14 protein-coding genes are annotated in these 18106 nt (G+C 30.9%); 12 read left to right on the forward strand and 2 right to left on the reverse strand.

All coding sequences use genetic code 11. The features are described from left to right. Nucleotides 1–61 precede the first annotated feature (61 nt). Nucleotides 62–961 carry an RluA family pseudouridine synthase gene (locus CPJCM30710_RS09440; RefSeq protein WP_212903928.1) on the forward strand — a complete coding sequence of 300 codons (900 nt, stop codon included), beginning with the start codon at nucleotides 62–64 and terminating at the stop codon, nucleotides 959–961. A gap of 237 nt (nucleotides 962–1198) precedes the next feature. Here CPJCM30710_RS09440 and CPJCM30710_RS09445 read toward each other — a convergent pair whose 3' ends face one another. Further along, nucleotides 1199–2497: a D-alanyl-D-alanine carboxypeptidase family protein gene (locus CPJCM30710_RS09445; RefSeq protein WP_212903929.1), complete on the reverse strand. Its 1299-nt coding sequence runs from the start codon at nucleotides 2495–2497 to the stop codon at nucleotides 1199–1201. Nucleotides 2498–2614: 117 nt separating this feature from the next. Here CPJCM30710_RS09445 and CPJCM30710_RS09450 point away from each other — a divergent pair, with 117 nt between their 5' ends. From CPJCM30710_RS09450 to CPJCM30710_RS09495, 10 genes are all read left to right on the forward strand, one after another. Continuing rightward, nucleotides 2615–3256 carry a ComEA family DNA-binding protein gene (locus CPJCM30710_RS09450; protein ID WP_246503507.1) on the forward strand — a complete coding sequence of 214 codons (642 nt, stop codon included), beginning with the start codon at nucleotides 2615–2617 and terminating at the stop codon, nucleotides 3254–3256. 231 nt (nucleotides 3257–3487) lie between these two features. Next, the gene (selD, locus tag CPJCM30710_RS09455; RefSeq protein ID WP_212903930.1) at nucleotides 3488–4519 is read left to right on the forward strand and encodes a selenide, water dikinase SelD; all 1032 of its coding nucleotides are present in this window, start codon (nucleotides 3488–3490) and stop codon (nucleotides 4517–4519) included. An 18-nt stretch (nucleotides 4520–4537) separates the two neighbouring features. Next, complete coding sequence (gene selA / locus CPJCM30710_RS09460; protein ID WP_212903931.1) at nucleotides 4538–5932, forward strand: L-seryl-tRNA(Sec) selenium transferase; 1395 nt, start codon at nucleotides 4538–4540, stop codon at nucleotides 5930–5932. Beyond that, nucleotides 5929–7836, forward strand: a complete 1908-nt coding sequence (gene selB, locus CPJCM30710_RS09465; protein ID WP_212903932.1) for a selenocysteine-specific translation elongation factor — start codon at nucleotides 5929–5931, stop codon at nucleotides 7834–7836. The genes selA and selB overlap by 4 nt, the downstream gene beginning before the upstream one ends. A 100-nt stretch (nucleotides 7837–7936) precedes the next feature. Beyond that, a complete protein-coding gene (locus CPJCM30710_RS09470) occupies nucleotides 7937–8140 on the forward strand; it encodes a DUF350 domain-containing protein (RefSeq protein ID WP_407644985.1) in 204 nt (67 codons plus the stop codon). Nucleotides 8141–8449: 309 nt separating this feature from the next. Continuing rightward, nucleotides 8450–10117 (forward strand): glycoside hydrolase family 13 protein, encoded by a 1668-nt coding sequence (locus CPJCM30710_RS09475; protein WP_212903933.1) that lies wholly within the window; start codon nucleotides 8450–8452, stop codon nucleotides 10115–10117. A gap of 393 nt (nucleotides 10118–10510) precedes the next feature. Then, entirely contained in the window at nucleotides 10511–12178 is a 1668-nt protein-coding gene (locus tag CPJCM30710_RS09480) for a PTS transporter subunit IIBC (protein ID WP_212903934.1), read from the forward strand. 1 nt (nucleotide 12179) lies between these two features. Beyond that, complete coding sequence (locus tag CPJCM30710_RS09485) at nucleotides 12180–12968, forward strand: endonuclease/exonuclease/phosphatase family protein (RefSeq protein WP_212903935.1); 789 nt, start codon at nucleotides 12180–12182, stop codon at nucleotides 12966–12968. Between the two features lie 96 nt (nucleotides 12969–13064). Then, nucleotides 13065–14015: an ROK family protein gene (locus tag CPJCM30710_RS09490; RefSeq protein ID WP_212903936.1), complete on the forward strand. Its 951-nt coding sequence runs from the start codon at nucleotides 13065–13067 to the stop codon at nucleotides 14013–14015. A gap of 342 nt (nucleotides 14016–14357) precedes the next feature. After that, nucleotides 14358–15374: a LacI family DNA-binding transcriptional regulator gene (locus CPJCM30710_RS09495; RefSeq protein WP_212903937.1), complete on the forward strand. Its 1017-nt coding sequence runs from the start codon at nucleotides 14358–14360 to the stop codon at nucleotides 15372–15374. Nucleotides 15375–15754: 380 nt separating this feature from the next. On the opposite strand, the gene glgP is transcribed toward CPJCM30710_RS09495, so the two are convergent. Beyond that, nucleotides 15755–17386 (reverse strand): alpha-glucan family phosphorylase, encoded by a 1632-nt coding sequence (glgP, locus tag CPJCM30710_RS09500; protein ID WP_212903938.1) that lies wholly within the window; start codon nucleotides 17384–17386, stop codon nucleotides 15755–15757. A 275-nt stretch (nucleotides 17387–17661) separates the two neighbouring features. Here glgP and CPJCM30710_RS09505 point away from each other — a divergent pair, with 275 nt between their 5' ends. Further along, complete coding sequence (locus CPJCM30710_RS09505) at nucleotides 17662–17904, forward strand: hypothetical protein (RefSeq protein ID WP_212903939.1); 243 nt, start codon at nucleotides 17662–17664, stop codon at nucleotides 17902–17904. Nucleotides 17905–18106: the final 202 nt, after the last annotated feature.

Consider the following 18106-nt stretch of genomic DNA (forward strand, 5'->3'; position numbering starts at 1 on the left):
AGAAATACAAAAGTAATTAATTAATTTTAATATAAAAACAATAGTAAGTAGGGAGGCATGCATGAGTTACTTAAGAGAAAAAATTCCAACAGAGTATGATGGTAGAAAAATAAGGGATTTTCTAAAAGAAAAATTAAACCTTTCAACAAGATTAATAAGAGGGGCAGCATTAGATAAAAGAATAAAGGTTAATGGTGCTGCTGTAAAGATGAATTTTATACTTAAAGAAAATGATAATATAGAGATTAAGGTTTCTAAGGATGAGAGCCAGAACATTAAGCCAGAAAAAATAAATTTAGATATAGTATATGAAGATGAAGATATACTTGTTTTAAATAAAAAACCTTTTATGGTAGTTCACCCCACAAAGAGTCATCAAAGTGGTACTTTAGCTAACGGTGTTTTATATTACTTTAATGAAACAAACCAAAATTGTATTGTTAGATTAGTAAGTAGATTAGATATGAATACATCAGGTTTGATAGTTATAGCTAAGAATCAATATGCTCACATGGCTCTATCTAATGAAATGCAGAGTAGTGATAGTTTTCAAAAAAGGTATTTAGCTATAGTACATGGAAATCTTAAGGAACGGGAAGGAACAATTGACCTTCCAATATATAGACCACAAGTAGAGTCTATTAAAAGGGTTGTTGATGATAGAGGACAGAGAAGCATTACTCACTATAAGGTAGTTGATCGTTTTAAAGATGCTGATTTAGTAGAGTGTCTTCTTGAGACAGGAAGAACGCATCAAATAAGAGTACATTTAAGCCATTTAGGACATCCTATCTTTGGCGATTCCTTATACGGACAAGAAGATAGTGAATATATTTTAAGACAGGCTCTTCATGCTTATGGACTTGATTTTAAAAGTCCAAGAATAAAGAATACATTATCGTTAAGAGCAGATCTTCCAGAAGATATGAAAAAGTTAATAGAAGTTTTAAAGAAAAAATAAAACTGAAACCATTGAATCTTTTAGCTTGGGTTAGGTTTCATTTCGTGAAATGACAGCATATAAAAAGGATTGTGATAAAAGTAGTTTTAGTTTTAGATGAAACTTTAGCTAAGCCATTTGCAACAATATTAAGTTTAGTTAGAAAAGCCAGCATTGATATCTCAATACTGGCTTTTTTATAAACTTATAGGATTAGATACTTTTGTCTCAATAAATTCTATCGATAGTATGATAGAGTTATATTTTTAGTTTATATTTCTTTTTTAGAAATAATCTCTTTCTTCTACGTAACCTGTGTTTATAAATTATTAAAGATACTCCTAAAACTATAGGTATAAGTACTATTATGTAAGTTCTATAGTTGGTTGAAGTAATCTTTCTCAAAAGTAGTGGTTTAGTATAGTTTCTATCTATACCAGAAGTAAGTTTTAAGTCTGTTATTTCAGTATTATTGATTAATACCTTACTTGATAATATTTTTTCTCCTTTTTTGAAGGAAACTTCTTCTAAGTTTTTATCCTCTATATTAATTTCAGGCTTTATAAGCTTTTCATATTTTCCTCGTGATATTTGTTGCTTTAATTCACTTTTTTTTGCTAAATAATAAACATCTTTTGAACTCAACAACGGAATTGTTAGAGAATCATCTACTTTATAAGTATCAACTTGTTCGCCTTCTGAGAATAGTTTTACAAGTTGAAAATTATTAAAACCATATTCAAATAATTTTTTAGTATCATCAAAGTAATACTGTTTACTTTGAGAGTAAAGTAATGATGCAACAAGTATATGACCATCCTTCTCAGCAGCACAAGTATATGTGTGCCTTGAGTTAGTGGTGTAGCCTGTTTTTCCTACTAAAGCATATTTATAATAATGGGTATTATTTTCTCTTATAAGATCATTTTTATTTGATACCCACTTTTCCTGACCATCAATATTACTTTGAGGAAACTTGTAAACGAATTCTCTTCCGATTTTAATGAATTTTGGATTTTTTATTGCCTCTCTCGTTATTAATGAAAGATCATATGCTGTTGTCTTGTGATCTTTCTCATAAAGTCCACTTGGATTTACAAAATGAGTATCTTTTGCTCCTAGTTTTTTAGCTTTATCATTCATCATTTTTGCAAAGTTTTCAACTGAACCGCCTATATGTTCTGCTAATGCTTCGGCACAGTCATTTGCTGATTCTAACAATAATCCATGAAGGAGGTCATTTACTGTATAGACCTCACCTTCCTTCAATCCTATAGAAGTACCTTCAGCAGTTGGTGGTTTTTTACCTATAGTTACCTTATCATTAAGGTTTGTATTTTCTAATGTAAGCAAAGCAGTCATAACCTTAGTGGTAGATGCTGGTGCTAGAATTTTCGTATCATTTTTACCATAGATAATTTGTCCTGTAGTAATATCCATAAGAACTGCACCGTCTGCTTCAATCTCTGGTGGTTTATCCTCAGCCTTGGCTATCATTCCGTGTGTTATGGACAGTGTAATAAAAAGTGCTGTAATTAAAAACAATATTTTTTTCATAAATATCCCCCGTATTATACCTATATTACTAAAAGTATATCAAATCAATACAATGTTTGCTATAGATATCTTAGTTTATGTCAATAATTTTAACATATTACAGAAAGGGGTAATAATGTGAAAAATAGGGAAAAAGTTATAGGAATCATTGTGTTACTAACAATAATATTAGTTTTTCTCGTAGTTGGGTATTTTAATATGAAACCTAAAAAATTAACTCAGAAAGAGATGGAGGAGATGTTTGTTGAAGTAAATACTGCCAATGATAGCAGTAAAAATAAAAGTTACGATATAAAGGAAAAAGATAGTAGTAAAAAGATTGTGGTAGAGATTAAAGGGGAAGTTAAAAAGCCTGATGTTTATATAATGGGTGAAGGTAGTATAGTAAAGGATCTTATACTAGAATCAGGAGGACTAACTGAAAATGCAGATCTCTCAAATATAAATCAGGCAAAACTTTTATCAAATCATGACTGTATAGTAATAAAGGGAAAAAATATCGATTCTCTTTTACAGAATTCAATACCTTCATCATCTAGCTTGCAACTACAGCAATCTTCTAATGGCGTTATTAATATAAACACGGCATCTAAAGAAGAACTAGATAAGCTTCCAGGTATAGGTGAAGTCACAGCAGCTAAAATTATAGAGTACAGAGAAAAAAACGGTAGTTTTAACAATATATCTGAACTCAAGAAGATTGATAGAATTGGAGAAAAGCTTTTTGAAAAGATTAAGGATCAAATTACTGTAAACTAAAGACATATAATTATAAACTATTACATTTAATATATTGGCTAACGCCAAGTAAAAATTACCTCCCACTTATAGAGATGCGAATACTTTTTTTAGAAAGTGATAGATAAATTATATTGGATGTATTATATATAACGCCATTTTATTATATAATTATATTATGGAAAAATAAGGATAAAGAAATGTGTGTTTTATAAATAGTATACATAAATGTAGCGGAATAGAGGTGATATTATGTTAGAAAAAAAGCTCACACAACTTTCAAAGACTTCAGGTTGAGCTGCCAAAATAGGACCGGAGGTTCTTTCAAAAATTTTAAATAATTTACCTAAAATGAAAAATGATAATCTTATTGTTGGTATAGATACTTCTGATGATGCAGCAGTATATAAGATGAATGATGAGCTTGCCACTATTCAAACTCTAGATTTTTTTACACCAGTAGTAGATGATCCATATACCTTTGGGCAAATTGCAGCAGCTAACTCCTTAAGTGATATATATGCTATGGGAGGTAAACCGATATTAGCATTAAATATTGTGTGCTTTCCAAATTGTCTGCCTATAGAGATTCTTGGAGAAATACTTCAAGGAGGAGCAGATAAGGTTATGGAAGCAGGAGCAGTTGTTGTTGGTGGTCATTCTGTGCAAGATGATGAGCCTAAATATGGACTTTCTGTTACAGGCATAGTACATCCATTAAGAGTGTTTAAGAATTATGGGGCAGAATTAGGTGATGTGTTAATACTAACAAAGCCGCTAGGTACTGGAATTATAAATACCGCTATAAAAGGAGAGATGGCATCCAAGGGAGCCTATGATAAAGTGGTAAAAGTAATGACTACATTAAATAAATATTCAGGAGAGATTATTCAAAAATATGATATATCTTCATGTACTGATATAACTGGTTTTGGGTTTATGGGTCATGCTTTTGAAATGGCCAGTAGTTCTAATAAGACCTTTAAAATATTTAAAGATCAAATATCTTATATAGAAGAAGCTAGGGAATATGCCTGTTGGGGTCTTATACCAGGAGGAACCTATAGAAATAAGGAGCATCTAAAGGGCAAATATTTACTTAACATGGTTGAGGAATGGATGGCGGATATTTTATTTGATCCTCAAACTTCAGGAGGACTATTGTTTACTTGTAGGAGAGAAGTTGGGCAAAAAATTTTTAAAGAGCTCAGTGCTCTTGAGTTGAAGAGTAATATAGTTGGGGAAGTGCTAGAAAAAGGTCAATACTACTTAGTTGTTGAATAACCAAAGGGGAGCAAGAAAATGAATAATGAGCTACTAAGAACCTTAACAAAAGTAGACGAAATGATGAACCATACAGATATAGTTACGCTTCTCAGGAATAACAGCAGAAAACTTGTTTTAGATTGTGTACGGGAGGCTATTAATTATTATAGAAATGCAATATTAGAAGAAAAAGTAAAAGAAAATGTTTCAATAAAAACCATAAGTAATAAAACTATAGAAATATTAGAGAGAAAGAAAACACTTAACCTTAAGAGAGTAGTTAATGGTGCAGGAATTGTAATACATACTAATTTGGGAAGGTCGATTCTTTCAAATAATGCTATAGAAAATATGATTAATGTATCTAAGTACTATAATAATTTAGAGTATGACTTAGAAAAAGGTAAGAGAGGTTCTAGATATGCTCACATTGAGGAACTTATAAAAAGCATTACTGGAGCAGAAGGTGCCTTAGTAGTAAATAATAATGCAGCTGCTGTCTTATTGGTTCTAAACACTTTATGTGAAGGAAAAGAAGCTGTTGTTTCAAGAGGACAGTTAGTTGAGATTGGAGGTTCCTTTAGAATACCTGAAGTAATGAAATTTTCAGGAGCAAAGCTTGTAGAAGTCGGTACTACCAATAGAACTCATCTGTATGATTATCGAGATAATATTAGCGAAAATACAGGAGTATTTTTAAAGGTACATACTTCTAATTTTAAGATTTTAGGTTTTACTGAAGATGTAAAACTTGAAGATTTAGTGGTTTTAGGGGGAAAGAATAACATACCAGTAGTAGAGGATATCGGTAGTGGAGTTTTAGTAGATTTATCAAAGTATGGACTATCTTATGAACCTACAGTGCAAGAGAGTATAAAAAAGGGTGCAGATATTGTTACTTTTAGTGGAGACAAGATGCTTGGAGGGCCACAGGTTGGATTTATTATAGGAAAAAAGGAATATATAGATAAAATTAAAAAAAATCAACTTACAAGAGCCTTAAGAGTAGATAAGTTTACTTTAGCTGCTTTAGAAGGAACTCTTAGGCATTATTTAGATGAGGAAGAGGCTGTTAAACATATTCCTACTTTAAATATGATGATATTAACTGAAGAGGAACTTAAAAGAAAAGCTAAGAGACTGAAGAGAAAGCTAAGTTCTTTAAAAAATATCTTCAGTGTATCTATTAAAGAAGATAATTCCATGGTAGGCGGGGGCTCTATGCCAGCAACTTGTATGAAAACTTATGTTATTAACATTAATAGTTCTATATTTTCTGAAAAACAAATTGAGGAAGGATTTAGGAAGTATAAGATTCCAATCATAACTAGAGTATATAGTGGTTCCGTGCTTATAGATGTAAGAACTCTTTTAGAAGAGGATTATAACGTGATTTATGACGCACTTAAAGAAATGGGAGAAAGAGCATGAAGCATGTGGTTATTGGAACAGCAGGACATATAGATCATGGAAAAACAACATTAATTAAGGCTATAACTGGAAGAGATACGGATACTCTAAAGGAGGAGAAAAAAAGGGGTATATCTATAAATCTAGGATTTACTTATTTTGACTTACCATCAGGAAGAAGAGCTGGTATTATAGATGTTCCAGGCCATGAAAAGTTTATAAAGAATATGCTTGCAGGTGTTAGTTCGATAGATATAGTGCTTTTAGTAGTGGCCTGTGATGAAGGTCCTATGCCTCAAACTATAGAGCATCTTGAGATATTGGATTTGCTAAATATAAAGAAAGGAATAGTGGTACTAACGAAGAAGGATCTAGTGGATGAAGAGTGGATCTCTATGTTAAAGGAAGATATAAAAGAAAAGTTAACAGGTACTTTTCTTGAAGGTTCCCCAATGATAACAGTATCTTCTAAAAGTAGAGAAGGTCTAGGTGAATTAATAAAAGAAATTGATAAGGCAACAGCGGAAGTAGACGGGAAGGATAGAGGTGGATATTTTAGACTTCCTGTAGATAGGGTTTTTACTATTAGTGGTTTTGGTACAGTAGTAACAGGTACTATAATTAGTGGAAGAATAAGAGTAGGGGATAACATTGAAGTTTTTCCATTAGAGATAGAAGGAAAAGTTAGAAATATTCAAGTTCATGAGCAAAATACCGATTTTGCAGAGGCAGGCCAAAGATGTGCTCTAAATCTTTCTAATATAAAAAATGAAGAGTTAAAGCGAGGAAATATAATATCATCACCCAAAAGTATGGAGCCATCCTTTATAGTAGATTGCAAGCTTAAATATTTAAAAAGTGCATTAAAGAATTTGAAGAACAGACAAAGAATAAGGGTATATCATGGAACCAATGAACTGTTCGGAAGAGTTATACTCCTTGATAAGGAGGAATTAAAGCCTGGTGAAAAAGGGTATATTCAGTTAAGATTAGAAAAACCTCTAACCTCTCAAAGAAAAGATAGAATAGTTATAAGAAGTTATTCACCTGTTATAACTATAGGTGGAGGAGTTATAATTGAACCTGTTAGCAAAAAAGCTAAGAGGTTTGATGAAAGTTATTTAGAACAATTAAAAATAAAAGAAAGTGGAAGTTTAGATAGCATAGTTGAAAAGATAATTGAGACATTAAGTGAAAGTTTTCCTGATGTGAATGATATTAAAAAAGCACTTGGGAGAAATGAGGATTTTATAGAGAAAATATTAGAGCAGCTATCTAAAGAGAAAAGAGTAATTAAATTAAGTTCTCTTGATAAATCTTTATATATACATAGTAGGTTTTTGGTAAATATATCAGATAAGATTTATATTATTTTAAATAATTTTCATAAATTAAATCCTCTAAAGATTGGAATGAATAAACAAGAATTAAGAAGTAAGATTTTTGGTAATAAAATAAAGAGTAAGACCTTTGATGAGTTTTTATCACTGCTGGTTGCAAGAGATGAGATAAAGCTGAGCGGTAATTTTATAGCATTAAGTAACTTTTTTATTAAACTTACAAAGGATCAAAATAGAATTAAAGAGAAACTGATAGATGCCTTTGAGAAAGGTGGGCTTCAGCCTCGAAAATTTGAAGAATTGATTAGCGAGGAAAAGGATAAGAAGAGTTGCGGAATGGTACTTAATATGCTTTTAGACAGTGGCGAGCTTATAAAACTTTCAGAGGAGTGTATTTTCTCAGAGGCAGTATATAAAAATGCACAGTATGTGATTATTGAAAAAATTAAAAGTCAGGGTTTTATAACTACAGGAGAAGCAAGAGATATGTGGGATACCAGTAGAAAGTTTGCTGTTGTTTTATTAGAACACTTTGATACTATAAAACTTACAAAAAGAGTGGATGATAAAAGAGTTTTAAATTAATTATTTACTGTTTTGTGTAAAATTATGTTAGTATATAACTAAGTAAACAAGATTATAACTTCTACGATTTTTTACCTTTATAATTTAAGGAGGGGTGGTTTTGGAAATTTTAGCTAACCTTGGACTAAGTTTCTTATTTGGATTACTAGGGATTTTAATTATGGTTTTAGGATATTTGATTTTTGACAAGATTATACCTGCAGATTTTAACAAAGAATTGGAGAAAAATAATACTGCTGTTGCTATAGTTGTTGCAGGTATGCTTATAGGTATTGCAATAATTGTTTCAAGAGTAATAGCGTAAAATACTAGTACTTATAGAAGTATATCGATTCGTGGATAATATAAAATTTCAATAAGATTGAATAGGCATCCAGACTATTCAATCTTATTTTTTGTATCTTTAGTTAGGAAAATGATGTAATATACCATGATTTTAGTATAATAAAATCTAAAATAATTTTAATAATCTTATTGACAATGTTTACAGTAAAAAATATAATTTAATTGTAGTGCAAGCGATTGCATATATTGGTGAAGGAATAATGCAAAAATTAATTTTTTTATATGTCTGCACAAACGGTTGATTAGTTGAAGAAAGGAATGGTATTATATGAGAAAAATATGGTGGAAAGAAGCTATTGGTTATCAGATATATCCAAGAAGTTTTATGGATTCAAATAGTGATGGAATAGGTGATTTAAAGGGTATAATTTCTAAATTAGATTATTTGAAAGATTTGGGTATTGATGTAATTTGGATTTGCCCAATGTACAAATCACCAAATGATGACAATGGTTATGACATTAGTGATTACCAAGATATTATGGATGAGTTTGGTAATATGAATGATTTTAATGAACTTCTACAAGAAGTTCATAAACGAGATATGAAACTTATTATTGATTTAGTTGTTAACCATACTAGTGATGAACATCCATGGTTTATTGAGTCTCGTTCATCTAAAGATAATCCAAAACGTGATTGGTATATATGGCGTGATGGTAAGAATGGACAAGAACCGAATAATTGGGAAAGTATTTTCGGTGATTCTGCTTGGGAATATGATAAAGATACTGATCAATACTTTCTACATTTATTTTCACGTAGACAACCAGATTTAAACTGGGAAAATGCTGAAATGCGTCAAGCTGTTTATAACATGATTAATTGGTGGTTAGATAAAGGTATTGATGGTTTCCGTGTTGATGCCATTAGTCATATAAATAAGGAAAAGGGCTTAAAAGATATGCCTAATCCAAAGAAACTAAAGTATGTACCATCATTTGATAAACATATGAATGTAAAAGGAATTCATAAGTATCTTAAAGAATTAAAAGAAAATACCTTTGCTAAGTATGATATCATGACTGTTGGTGAAGCAAATGGTGTTAAAGTTAAGGATGCGCCTCTTTGGGTTGATGAAGAAAAAGGAAAATTTAATATGATATTTCAGTTTGAGCATTTACAGTTATGGGATGCAGAAACAGATGATAAATTAAATATTGTAGATTTTAAAACTATATTATCAAAGTGGCAAAAAGAATTACACGGTAAAGGATGGAATGCATTATTTATTGAAAATCATGATGTACCACGTGTTGTTTCTATTTGGGGAAATGATACGGAGTATTGGCGTGAGAGTGCGACATCATTAGCTGTTATGTATTTCATGATGCAAGGAACGCCATTCATATATCAAGGACAAGAAATTGGTATGACCAATGTTAAGTTTGAAACAATTGAGGAATATAATGATGTAGCAACTAGAAACAAGTATTCAATCAAAAAAGAACAAGGAGTGCCACATGAAGATATAATGAAACTCATATGGGTATCATCTAGAGATAATTCCCGTACTCCTATGCAATGGGATGAATCACCAAATGCAGGATTTACAGATGGAACACCGTGGATTGGAGTTAATCCAAATTATAAAGAAATTAATGTGGCAAAACAGCAAAAGGATCCAAACTCTATATTTACATTTTATAAAAAAATGATTTCTATCAAAAAAGAAAATGATATATTGATATATGGTAAATATGATTTGATTTTAGAAGATAATGAACAAATCTATGCATATACTCGTTCAATAGATAATGAGAAGATTGTTGTGATTTGTAACTTAACAGATTCCGATGCTGTGTATGAATATAAAGATATAAAATTAATGTATGATGGATTGTTGTTGTATAACTATAACGTTCAACCACATGAAGATAAGACAAGCTTTGTTTTAAAACCATATGAAGCAAGAGTTTACCGAGTTTATAATTAAAAAACCTACTATAATTTGTAAGTTGAGACCTTTAAAGGGATGGAAATATAAAAGTTTAATACATCAAGAGGTACGTTAATTATTATCTTTTGTATGTGGACTACGAACACGTATAGAAGTACATGGCTTCGTAGTTAATAGAAAATCTAATTAAAACTTAATAGACATGATCACTATTAAGTTTTAATTTTCTGTAGCAGTTAGAACTGTAATATACCTGAATTTTATTATAATAAAAACTAAAAAAATTAATAATTTATTGACAATGTTTACAATAAAAAGTATAATTTAATTACAGTGCAAACGATTGCACACTGTGGTAGTATATTAATAAAAACTTTGTAAAAACTAAAGAATTTTAAAAGTACTTATGGGTATGGGAGGAGTAGAGAAATGAAATTACAAAAAACTGAATTAACTTCATTTGATTTTTGGCAAAAGTTTGGTAAGGCCTTACTAGTAGTTGTTGCAATTATGCCAGCTGCGGGTCTTATGATTTCTTTAGGAAAAGTTACAGGAATATTTCTAGGAAACCTGTCAGTAGTACAACCTATTGCACGTATTATAGAAGATATAGGTTGGGGAATGATAGTTAATCTAAATTTATTATTTGCAGTAGCAATTGGAGGTTCATGGGCTAAAGAACGTGCCGGTGGAGCTTTTGCATCTGCTATAGCTTTTATATTAATTAACCGTATAACAGGAGCTACATTTGGGATATCATCTGCTATGCTTGCAGATCCTAACGCTACTGCAACTAATATTTTAGGTGGTAACCTTTTAGTTAAAGATTATTTTATATCAGTACTTGGCGCACCAGCGTTAAATATGGGAGTATTCATTGGTATAATTTCAGGTTTTGTGGGTGCTGCACTATATAATAAGTATTATAATTATAGTAAGTTACCAAATGCTCTTTCATTCTTTAATGGTAAACGTTTTGTACCTTTTGTAGTTATAGCATATTCACTTGTTTTTGGAGTAGTACTTTCTATATTCTGGCCAGTTGTACAAACAGCAATAAATAGCTTTGGAAGATGGATAGCTACATCAAAAGATAGTGCACCATTCATATCAACATTTATTTATGGAGCTCTTGAACGTCTATTATTACCATTTGGTCTACATCACTTAATAACAATTCCTATAAATTACACTCAGCTTGGAGGAATTTATAACATATTAACAGGGGATAAGGTAGGGCAGGTTGTATACGGTCAAGACCCATTATGGTTAGCTTGGATTACTGATTTAAATAATTTAAGAGCTTTAGGGGATATGAGCACATATAATAACTTACTTGCTACAGTTCATCCAGCTCGCTTTAAAGTTGGTCAAATGATTACTTCTTCTGCTACATTAATAGCAGCTGCAATAGCTATGTACAGAAATGTAGATGTAGATAAAAGAGCAAAATATAAATCAATGTATCTTTCTGCAGCACTTGCAGTATTTTTAACAGGGGTTACAGAACCTATTGAATTCATGTTCATGTTTACTTCACCTATTTTATATGGAGCTTATGCAGTATTAACAGGAATCACTTTTGCTGTAGCAGATTTAATTAATTTACGTATTCATGCATTTGGTTTTATAGAATTCTTAACTCGTACTCCAATGATTGTAAATGGAGGCCTTGTAAAGGATTTAATCAGTTTTATTGTTATGATTGTACTGTTCTTCTTTGTAAGTTATTTTATGTTTAACTTTTTAATTAGAAAACTTAATATTGCAACACCAGGACGTGCCGGTAATGATGTAGATATAGTAGAAAATGATAACTCTTCCAAAGAACAAAAGAAAACAAAAGACACTATAAAGGATGAGTTGGCTTACAATGTCATAGGATTACTAGGTGGAAAAGAAAATATAGTAGATGTAGATGCTTGCATGACTCGTCTTCGTATAACAGTTAAAGATATAAATATAGTAGCTAAAGAGAAAGAATGGAAACAGAACAAAGCTTTAGGCTTAATAATAAAGGATAAAGGTGTACAAGCTATATATGGACCAAAAGCAGATATTATAAAATCAAATATTATAGATATTTTAGGAGTTTAAGATGAAATTTTTAACTTTAAATTGTCATTCTTGGTTGGAAGACAATCAAGAAGAAAAAATAAAAATCATAGCAAAAACAATAAAAGAAAAAAATTATGATGTGATTGCGCTGCAGGAAGTAAATCAACATATAGAAGGAAACTTAGTTTGTGGTAAGGTAAATGATCGAAATTTTGCTTTAGTTTTACTAAATGAATTAAAGCAATTAGGATGCAGCGAATATAAAATGCTTTGGGATTATTCTCATATAGCTTATGGTATCTATGAAGAAGGAATAAGTATTATAACCAAACACCAAATAGAAGAAGGTCATTCTTTTTTTGTAAGCAGGAGTAAGGACAAAGCTTTTTGGAAATGTAGAAAGGTTTTAGGAGCTTCAATTAAAATAAATGAAGAAATTATAGATTTTTACTCTTGTCATTTAGGTTGGTGGCAGGATGACGAAGAATCTTTTACAGAACAAGTAGATAAGTTGCTCAATGACACTAAAAAAGATAGGTTGACGTTTTTGATGGGCGATTTTAACAATAATGCTTTTGTAAGAAATGAAGGATATGATTACTTAATAAAAAAAGGTATGTATGATACTTTCTCCATTGCTAGGGAAAGGGATTGTGGAGTAACAGTAAAAGGCAAAATAGCTGGTTGGGATTTAAATGAAAATGATCTAAGAATAGATTTGATTCTTGCAAATCAAAAAGTAGATGTTAAGTACTCTAAAGTCATATTTAATAATATAAATGAACCAATAGTATCAGATCATTATGGTGTAGAGGTAGAGATAGTTTAGTAAAAGTTAATGTAGAAAAAGTAAATCTAAACTTAAATGTATGTATAGTTGTTATTGAAGCAATAGAGTATTAATTGATGTAACGAGGTGGTTTAAATGAAAGATAGATACGTAATAGGAATTGACTTAGGTGGAACGAAGATAAGTGGAGCTGTTGCAAATTTTGAAGGAGACATAATTTTTAAGTATACGCTTCCTACAAAAGCAGAAGAAGGAGAAAAGGCAGTATTAGATAGAATAATAGCTGTTGTAAAAAAAGTAATAGAGGAGTCTAAGTTAGATAAGGATGCAATTGTATCCATAGGTATAGGTTCCCCAGGACCATTAGATGCTAAAGAAGGAAAAATTATAACTACGCCTAATCTCCCTTTTAAAAATTTTAATATAGTTAAGCCTTTAGTAGATGAATTTCATATTCCTGTTTACTTAGATAATGATGCTAACGTAGCAGCTATAGGAGAGTATGTTTTTGGTGCAGGAAAAGAAACAAATAATATGGTATTTATAACAGTGTCTACTGGTATAGGTGGAGGTGCTATATTAAATGGAAAAATATATAGGGGAAATACTTGCAATGCTTTAGAAATAGGTCATATGACTTTAGAAAAAAATGGTCCACGTTGCAACTGCGGTAATTATGGTTGTGCAGAGGCATTAGCTTCAGGTACTGCTATAGGAAAGTTTGCAAGGGAAGTAGTAGAAAAAGGACAAAAAACATCTTTATCTAATTACAAAAACATAACATCTTATGAAGTATTTAAGGAAGCAGAAAATGGAGACTTTGAAGCTCAAAATATACTTAATACAGCTTTACATTACTTAGGAATAAGCGTTTCAAATGTTATTACTTCCTTTGATCCAGAAATGGTTGTAATTGGTGGAGGAGTTTCTAAGGGCGGAAAAATAGTATTTGATAAGGTAAACGAAGTGGTAAAAGAAAGATGTTTTAAGTCTATGGCAAAAAACACTAAAATAGTCCCAGCAGCTTTGGGAACTGATGCGGGCGTTATTGGAGCTGTTGCACTTGCTTTAATAGAAAGTAAATAAGAAGAATAGGATTTCCTTGGATTAAGTTGAATATAATTTAGATAGATAATATTAAAAACTGTATTTGTTAAGCCGCACGCTTAAATTCAATAGGTGTGCGGTTATTTGTCGCCTTTCTACAAAGTGAAATTTGGCTAAATTTTTGTTCAATTCAGGTTAGGTTTTTTCGACATTTTATCCTTATTAGGAAATGTAACTCGAATATTATCTTAATATATATTCTTTTAATTTGCTCAAATTTAATAGGCTTGATGCCTATTAAATTTTATTGACAGTAATGTTGCTAGAAGGTAATGTTATATTATTAATATTTATATACAGGTTTATAGGGAGTGAACATATATGAACACCACAATAAAAGATGTTGCACGGGAGGCAAATGTTTCACCTTCAACAGTATCGAGAGTGCTAGCGGGGAGTCCTAGAATAAGTAATGAGACAAAAGAGAGAGTGCTCGAGATCGTAAAAAGGCTTAATTATCATCCTAATGCAATAGCTAGAAGCTTAGCTAATAATGTTACAAAGACCTTAGGGCTTGTTCTACCAAGTGGAGAAGAAGACCTATTCAAGAATCCGTTCTTTATTCAAGCTATGACTGGTATAAGCATATATGCTCAAAACATGGGATATTCTATAATGTATACTTTTGGTAAAAGTGAAGATGAAGAGCTAGCTTTTATAAGTAACTATATAAATAGTAAGAACGTTGATGGAATTATACTATTAACCTCCAAGTCTAAAGACAAGCGTATACAGTATTTAAATGAAAAAGGATTTCCTTTTGTTGTAATCGGAAGACCTGAGGCTCAGGAAAATGTGCTTTGGGTAGATAATGATAACTATAAAGCTATGTTTGAGGCCGTGAATTATTTGATTAACAAGGGACATAGGGACATAGGGTTCATTGGGGGATCAGAAGAACGGAACATGTCAAAGGATAGATTGAGAGGATATAGGGATGCTCTTTATAAATCAAGCATAGAAGTAGATAGTAATCTTATCTATGAGATGAATGACTTTAATGAGGAATGTGGGTATGAAGCTAGTGTAAGAATACTTCAATATAAAAAGGTTACAGCTATAGTTACAACTGATGATCTCTTAGCCTTTGGAGCAAATAAGAGAATGAAAGAAGTAAATGTTAATAAGGATATTTCTATTATAGGTTTTAATAACATACCTCTAGCACAATACCAAGATCCACCACTTTCCACGGTAGATATAAACGCTAAACAGTTAGGGTATTATGCAACAAAAATATTGATTGATAGTCTTGAAAGTAAAGAAGATAGTCTAAATTACCATATAGTAGAAACAAAGTTCATAGAAAGAGAATCAACAAGGGTGTCTCATAAGTAAATGAATCCGTATTATATAGAGAAATATACAACTTCATAACTGAATATATAATTTAGGATATACAATTTCATATTAAATTAAGAATTAAAGTTATTTATCTTTATAAAAACCAGTAATTATTTATATTAAAATAGGCTTATTAAATTCCCTCCCTACAGTTTTAAAAGCTATAGGGAGGGCTTAATAAAGAGGGTTGATTTGCTACCACTTCACACAAAAGTGAAGCCTAGCTAAAATTGAATAGGCTCAATGCCTATCCAATTTTATTTATATTGCAGGAATTATTAAATTCCTACTTTTATTTAAAAGGGAAGGATTGCAATGTTATTTGTTGCTATTTTATATAATGAACTTTGGCTAAAGCTGAGCAGGTGTGATGCCTAGTCAGTTTTATTCTTTATATACATTAATTTATAGTACTCCTCTAGCATTCTTTTGATTGAGAAGTAATGCTTACAACTGTTAATTGAGTTTCTCATCATATTAATCCATTTATCTCTATTTTCATAATATGTGGGAATGACTTCATTTAGAAGTACAGTATATAATGATTTTAAGTCATGGGCATCTAATTCAGCTTCTGTATTAAAGTCATCAACGCTCTTACCACCTCCAAACTGCCATCCGTTTATACCATGCATGCATACTTCTGGCCACCATCCATCAAGAATTGAGCAGTTAAGAACTCCATTCATAGCAGCTTTCATTCCAGAAGTACCTGAAGCTTCAAGGGGCCTTCTCGGATTGTTTAACCATATATCAGAACCTCTAGTTAGTAACTTTCCAATGTTTATATCATAATTCTCAAGAAATATAACGGAGTTTGGATACTTTTTAGTCATTTTCACAATGTTTTGGATAAGTTCTTTTCCACTATTATCAAAAGGATGAGCCTTTCCTGAAAGTACTATTTGGATCGTTCTCTTCTTTAGCAGTGATTCAATAATTGAATTATCTGTAAAAATTAGATTGCTTCTCTTATAAGAAGCAGCTCTTCTTGAAAATCCAATAAGTAATTTATTAACATCAAGCTTAATTCCATTTCTTATATATATGAAATCTATTAATGCTTCTTTATTTTTTATATGTCTTTCCCAGATATCATCTTTGCCTTCAGCAGCATCTAGCATGGATTGATCAACCCATGTAGGAATATGAATAGCATTTGTTATTCCAATTATTTCTGATTTATTATCTATATGTGCCCACATTTGATTTGATGTGTTCTTATGAAGTTGAGCAACACCATTTGATATTCTCGAAAGTCTAAGTGCTGCAATAGTCATATTGAATGGAGATCCTCCAATTTCAATTAATTGTTCTAGAGTTAATCCATTATTTGCTCCCATATATAGTATACTTTGTAACGAGTGTGATTCATTACCTGAGATTATTGGAGTGTGAGTTGTAAATACTATTTCTTCTCTTGTAGCATTATATGCTTCTTTGAAATTCATGCCTTTATGCATTTTTTCTCTTAATAATTCTAGACCAGCAAATACAGCATGACCCTCATTGAAGTGAAAAACATCAGCTTCATAACCTAAAGCTCTTAAAGCCCTAACTCCACCAATGCCGAGAACCATTTCCTGAGCTATTCTTTCTTCTCCAAACCAACCATAAAGTTGACCAGTTATCCATGGATCTTGATTCTCAGCAAGATCGGTATCTAGAAGATAAAGAGGACATACTCCGAATTTAGTTACCTTCCAAACCTTACATGAAACATTTCTTTCTCGTATTGTAACATTAACCTTTATGCCGGTATCTTCTAAACAATCATAATCATTGTTAAGAAAAGTATCAAAAGGTCTTCCATTGGAATCAATTCTTTGATCAGTATAACCTTGTTTCCATTTGATTCCTATACCCACCATAGGCAATTCATAATCCTTTGCTCCTTTCATGTAGTCACCGGCAAGAATTCCAAGACCACCAGCATAAGTCTTTATTGATGCATCTAGTCCATATTCCATACAGAAATAGGCAACCTTAGGTAATCTATTTATCATACTCAATGCCCCCCAACAATTTAAATTATTTTATATTTAAATACTTTACTAATTAATGTTTGTTCTTTATCCATATATCCACCTTGTTAACAATTTATTCCTATTAATTAATAAATATTATATTTTAGCTGTTAGTAATTAAGTATTTGTAGAATAAAGAAGTAAGAAAGAGAAAAAAAGAGGAAAATACTGGTTAATTTTTCTAGCAAGTGAAAGTAAAATATAAATAGTAGTAATTATTAACATACTATTATAAATAAATGGAGGAGAGATTAATGAAACTATTTTACTGTATAGTCTGCAAAAGAATATTCGAGAGTGAAGAAAGCTGTAAATATTGCGGGAGCAGTTCGGTTAAAGAGTTAAAAAAAGATACTCCAGTAAACATACTTGGTACTAAATTAAAAGGAAGAGTTTTAAAAATAGGAGAACATAATCTAAGAATTATTGTATGTACAGATACAAATGAGAGAGTGATAAAGGAGTATAGTGCTGAAAAGTTAAGAAAAATACTATAACCACTAACGATGAACAGGGGAGAAAACAAATGAATAAAGGAGAGTACTTAATTAAAAAAGGAATTCATTCTTTGGATGAATTCCTTTTTTCAGACTGCTGACAAAGTGTCATCAGTCTTTGTTTTTACTGAATTATGAAGTAAAATTAAAAGTATATAATTTTATTTCATAGGAGTTACTCAAATGATACGAGAAAGAAAAG

Origin of the sequence: Clostridium polyendosporum, assembly GCF_018332455.1 — a bacterium.
Taxonomy (GTDB): Bacteria; Bacillota; Clostridia; order Clostridiales; family Clostridiaceae; genus Clostridium_AY; species Clostridium_AY polyendosporum.

Excerpts from the sequence above, each read along its gene's own strand:
- CPJCM30710_RS09440 (WP_212903928.1), top strand. The coding sequence starts at position 62 with ATGAGTTACTTAAGAGAAAAAATTCCAACAGAGTATGATGGTAGAAAA.
- CPJCM30710_RS09445 (WP_212903929.1), bottom strand. The coding sequence starts at position 2,497 with ATGAAAAAAATATTGTTTTTAATTACAGCACTTTTTATTACACTGTCC.
- selA (WP_212903931.1), top strand. The coding sequence starts at position 4,538 with ATGAATAATGAGCTACTAAGAACCTTAACAAAAGTAGACGAAATGATG.
- selB (WP_212903932.1), top strand. The coding sequence starts at position 5,929 with ATGAAGCATGTGGTTATTGGAACAGCAGGACATATAGATCATGGAAAA.
- CPJCM30710_RS09475 (WP_212903933.1), top strand. The coding sequence starts at position 8,450 with ATGAGAAAAATATGGTGGAAAGAAGCTATTGGTTATCAGATATATCCA.
- CPJCM30710_RS09480 (WP_212903934.1), top strand. The coding sequence starts at position 10,511 with ATGAAATTACAAAAAACTGAATTAACTTCATTTGATTTTTGGCAAAAG.
- CPJCM30710_RS09485 (WP_212903935.1), top strand. The coding sequence starts at position 12,180 with ATGAAATTTTTAACTTTAAATTGTCATTCTTGGTTGGAAGACAATCAA.
- CPJCM30710_RS09490 (WP_212903936.1), top strand. The coding sequence starts at position 13,065 with ATGAAAGATAGATACGTAATAGGAATTGACTTAGGTGGAACGAAGATA.
- CPJCM30710_RS09495 (WP_212903937.1), top strand. The coding sequence starts at position 14,358 with ATGAACACCACAATAAAAGATGTTGCACGGGAGGCAAATGTTTCACCT.
- glgP (WP_212903938.1), bottom strand. The coding sequence starts at position 17,386 with ATGATAAATAGATTACCTAAGGTTGCCTATTTCTGTATGGAATATGGA.
- CPJCM30710_RS09505 (WP_212903939.1), top strand. The coding sequence starts at position 17,662 with ATGAAACTATTTTACTGTATAGTCTGCAAAAGAATATTCGAGAGTGAA.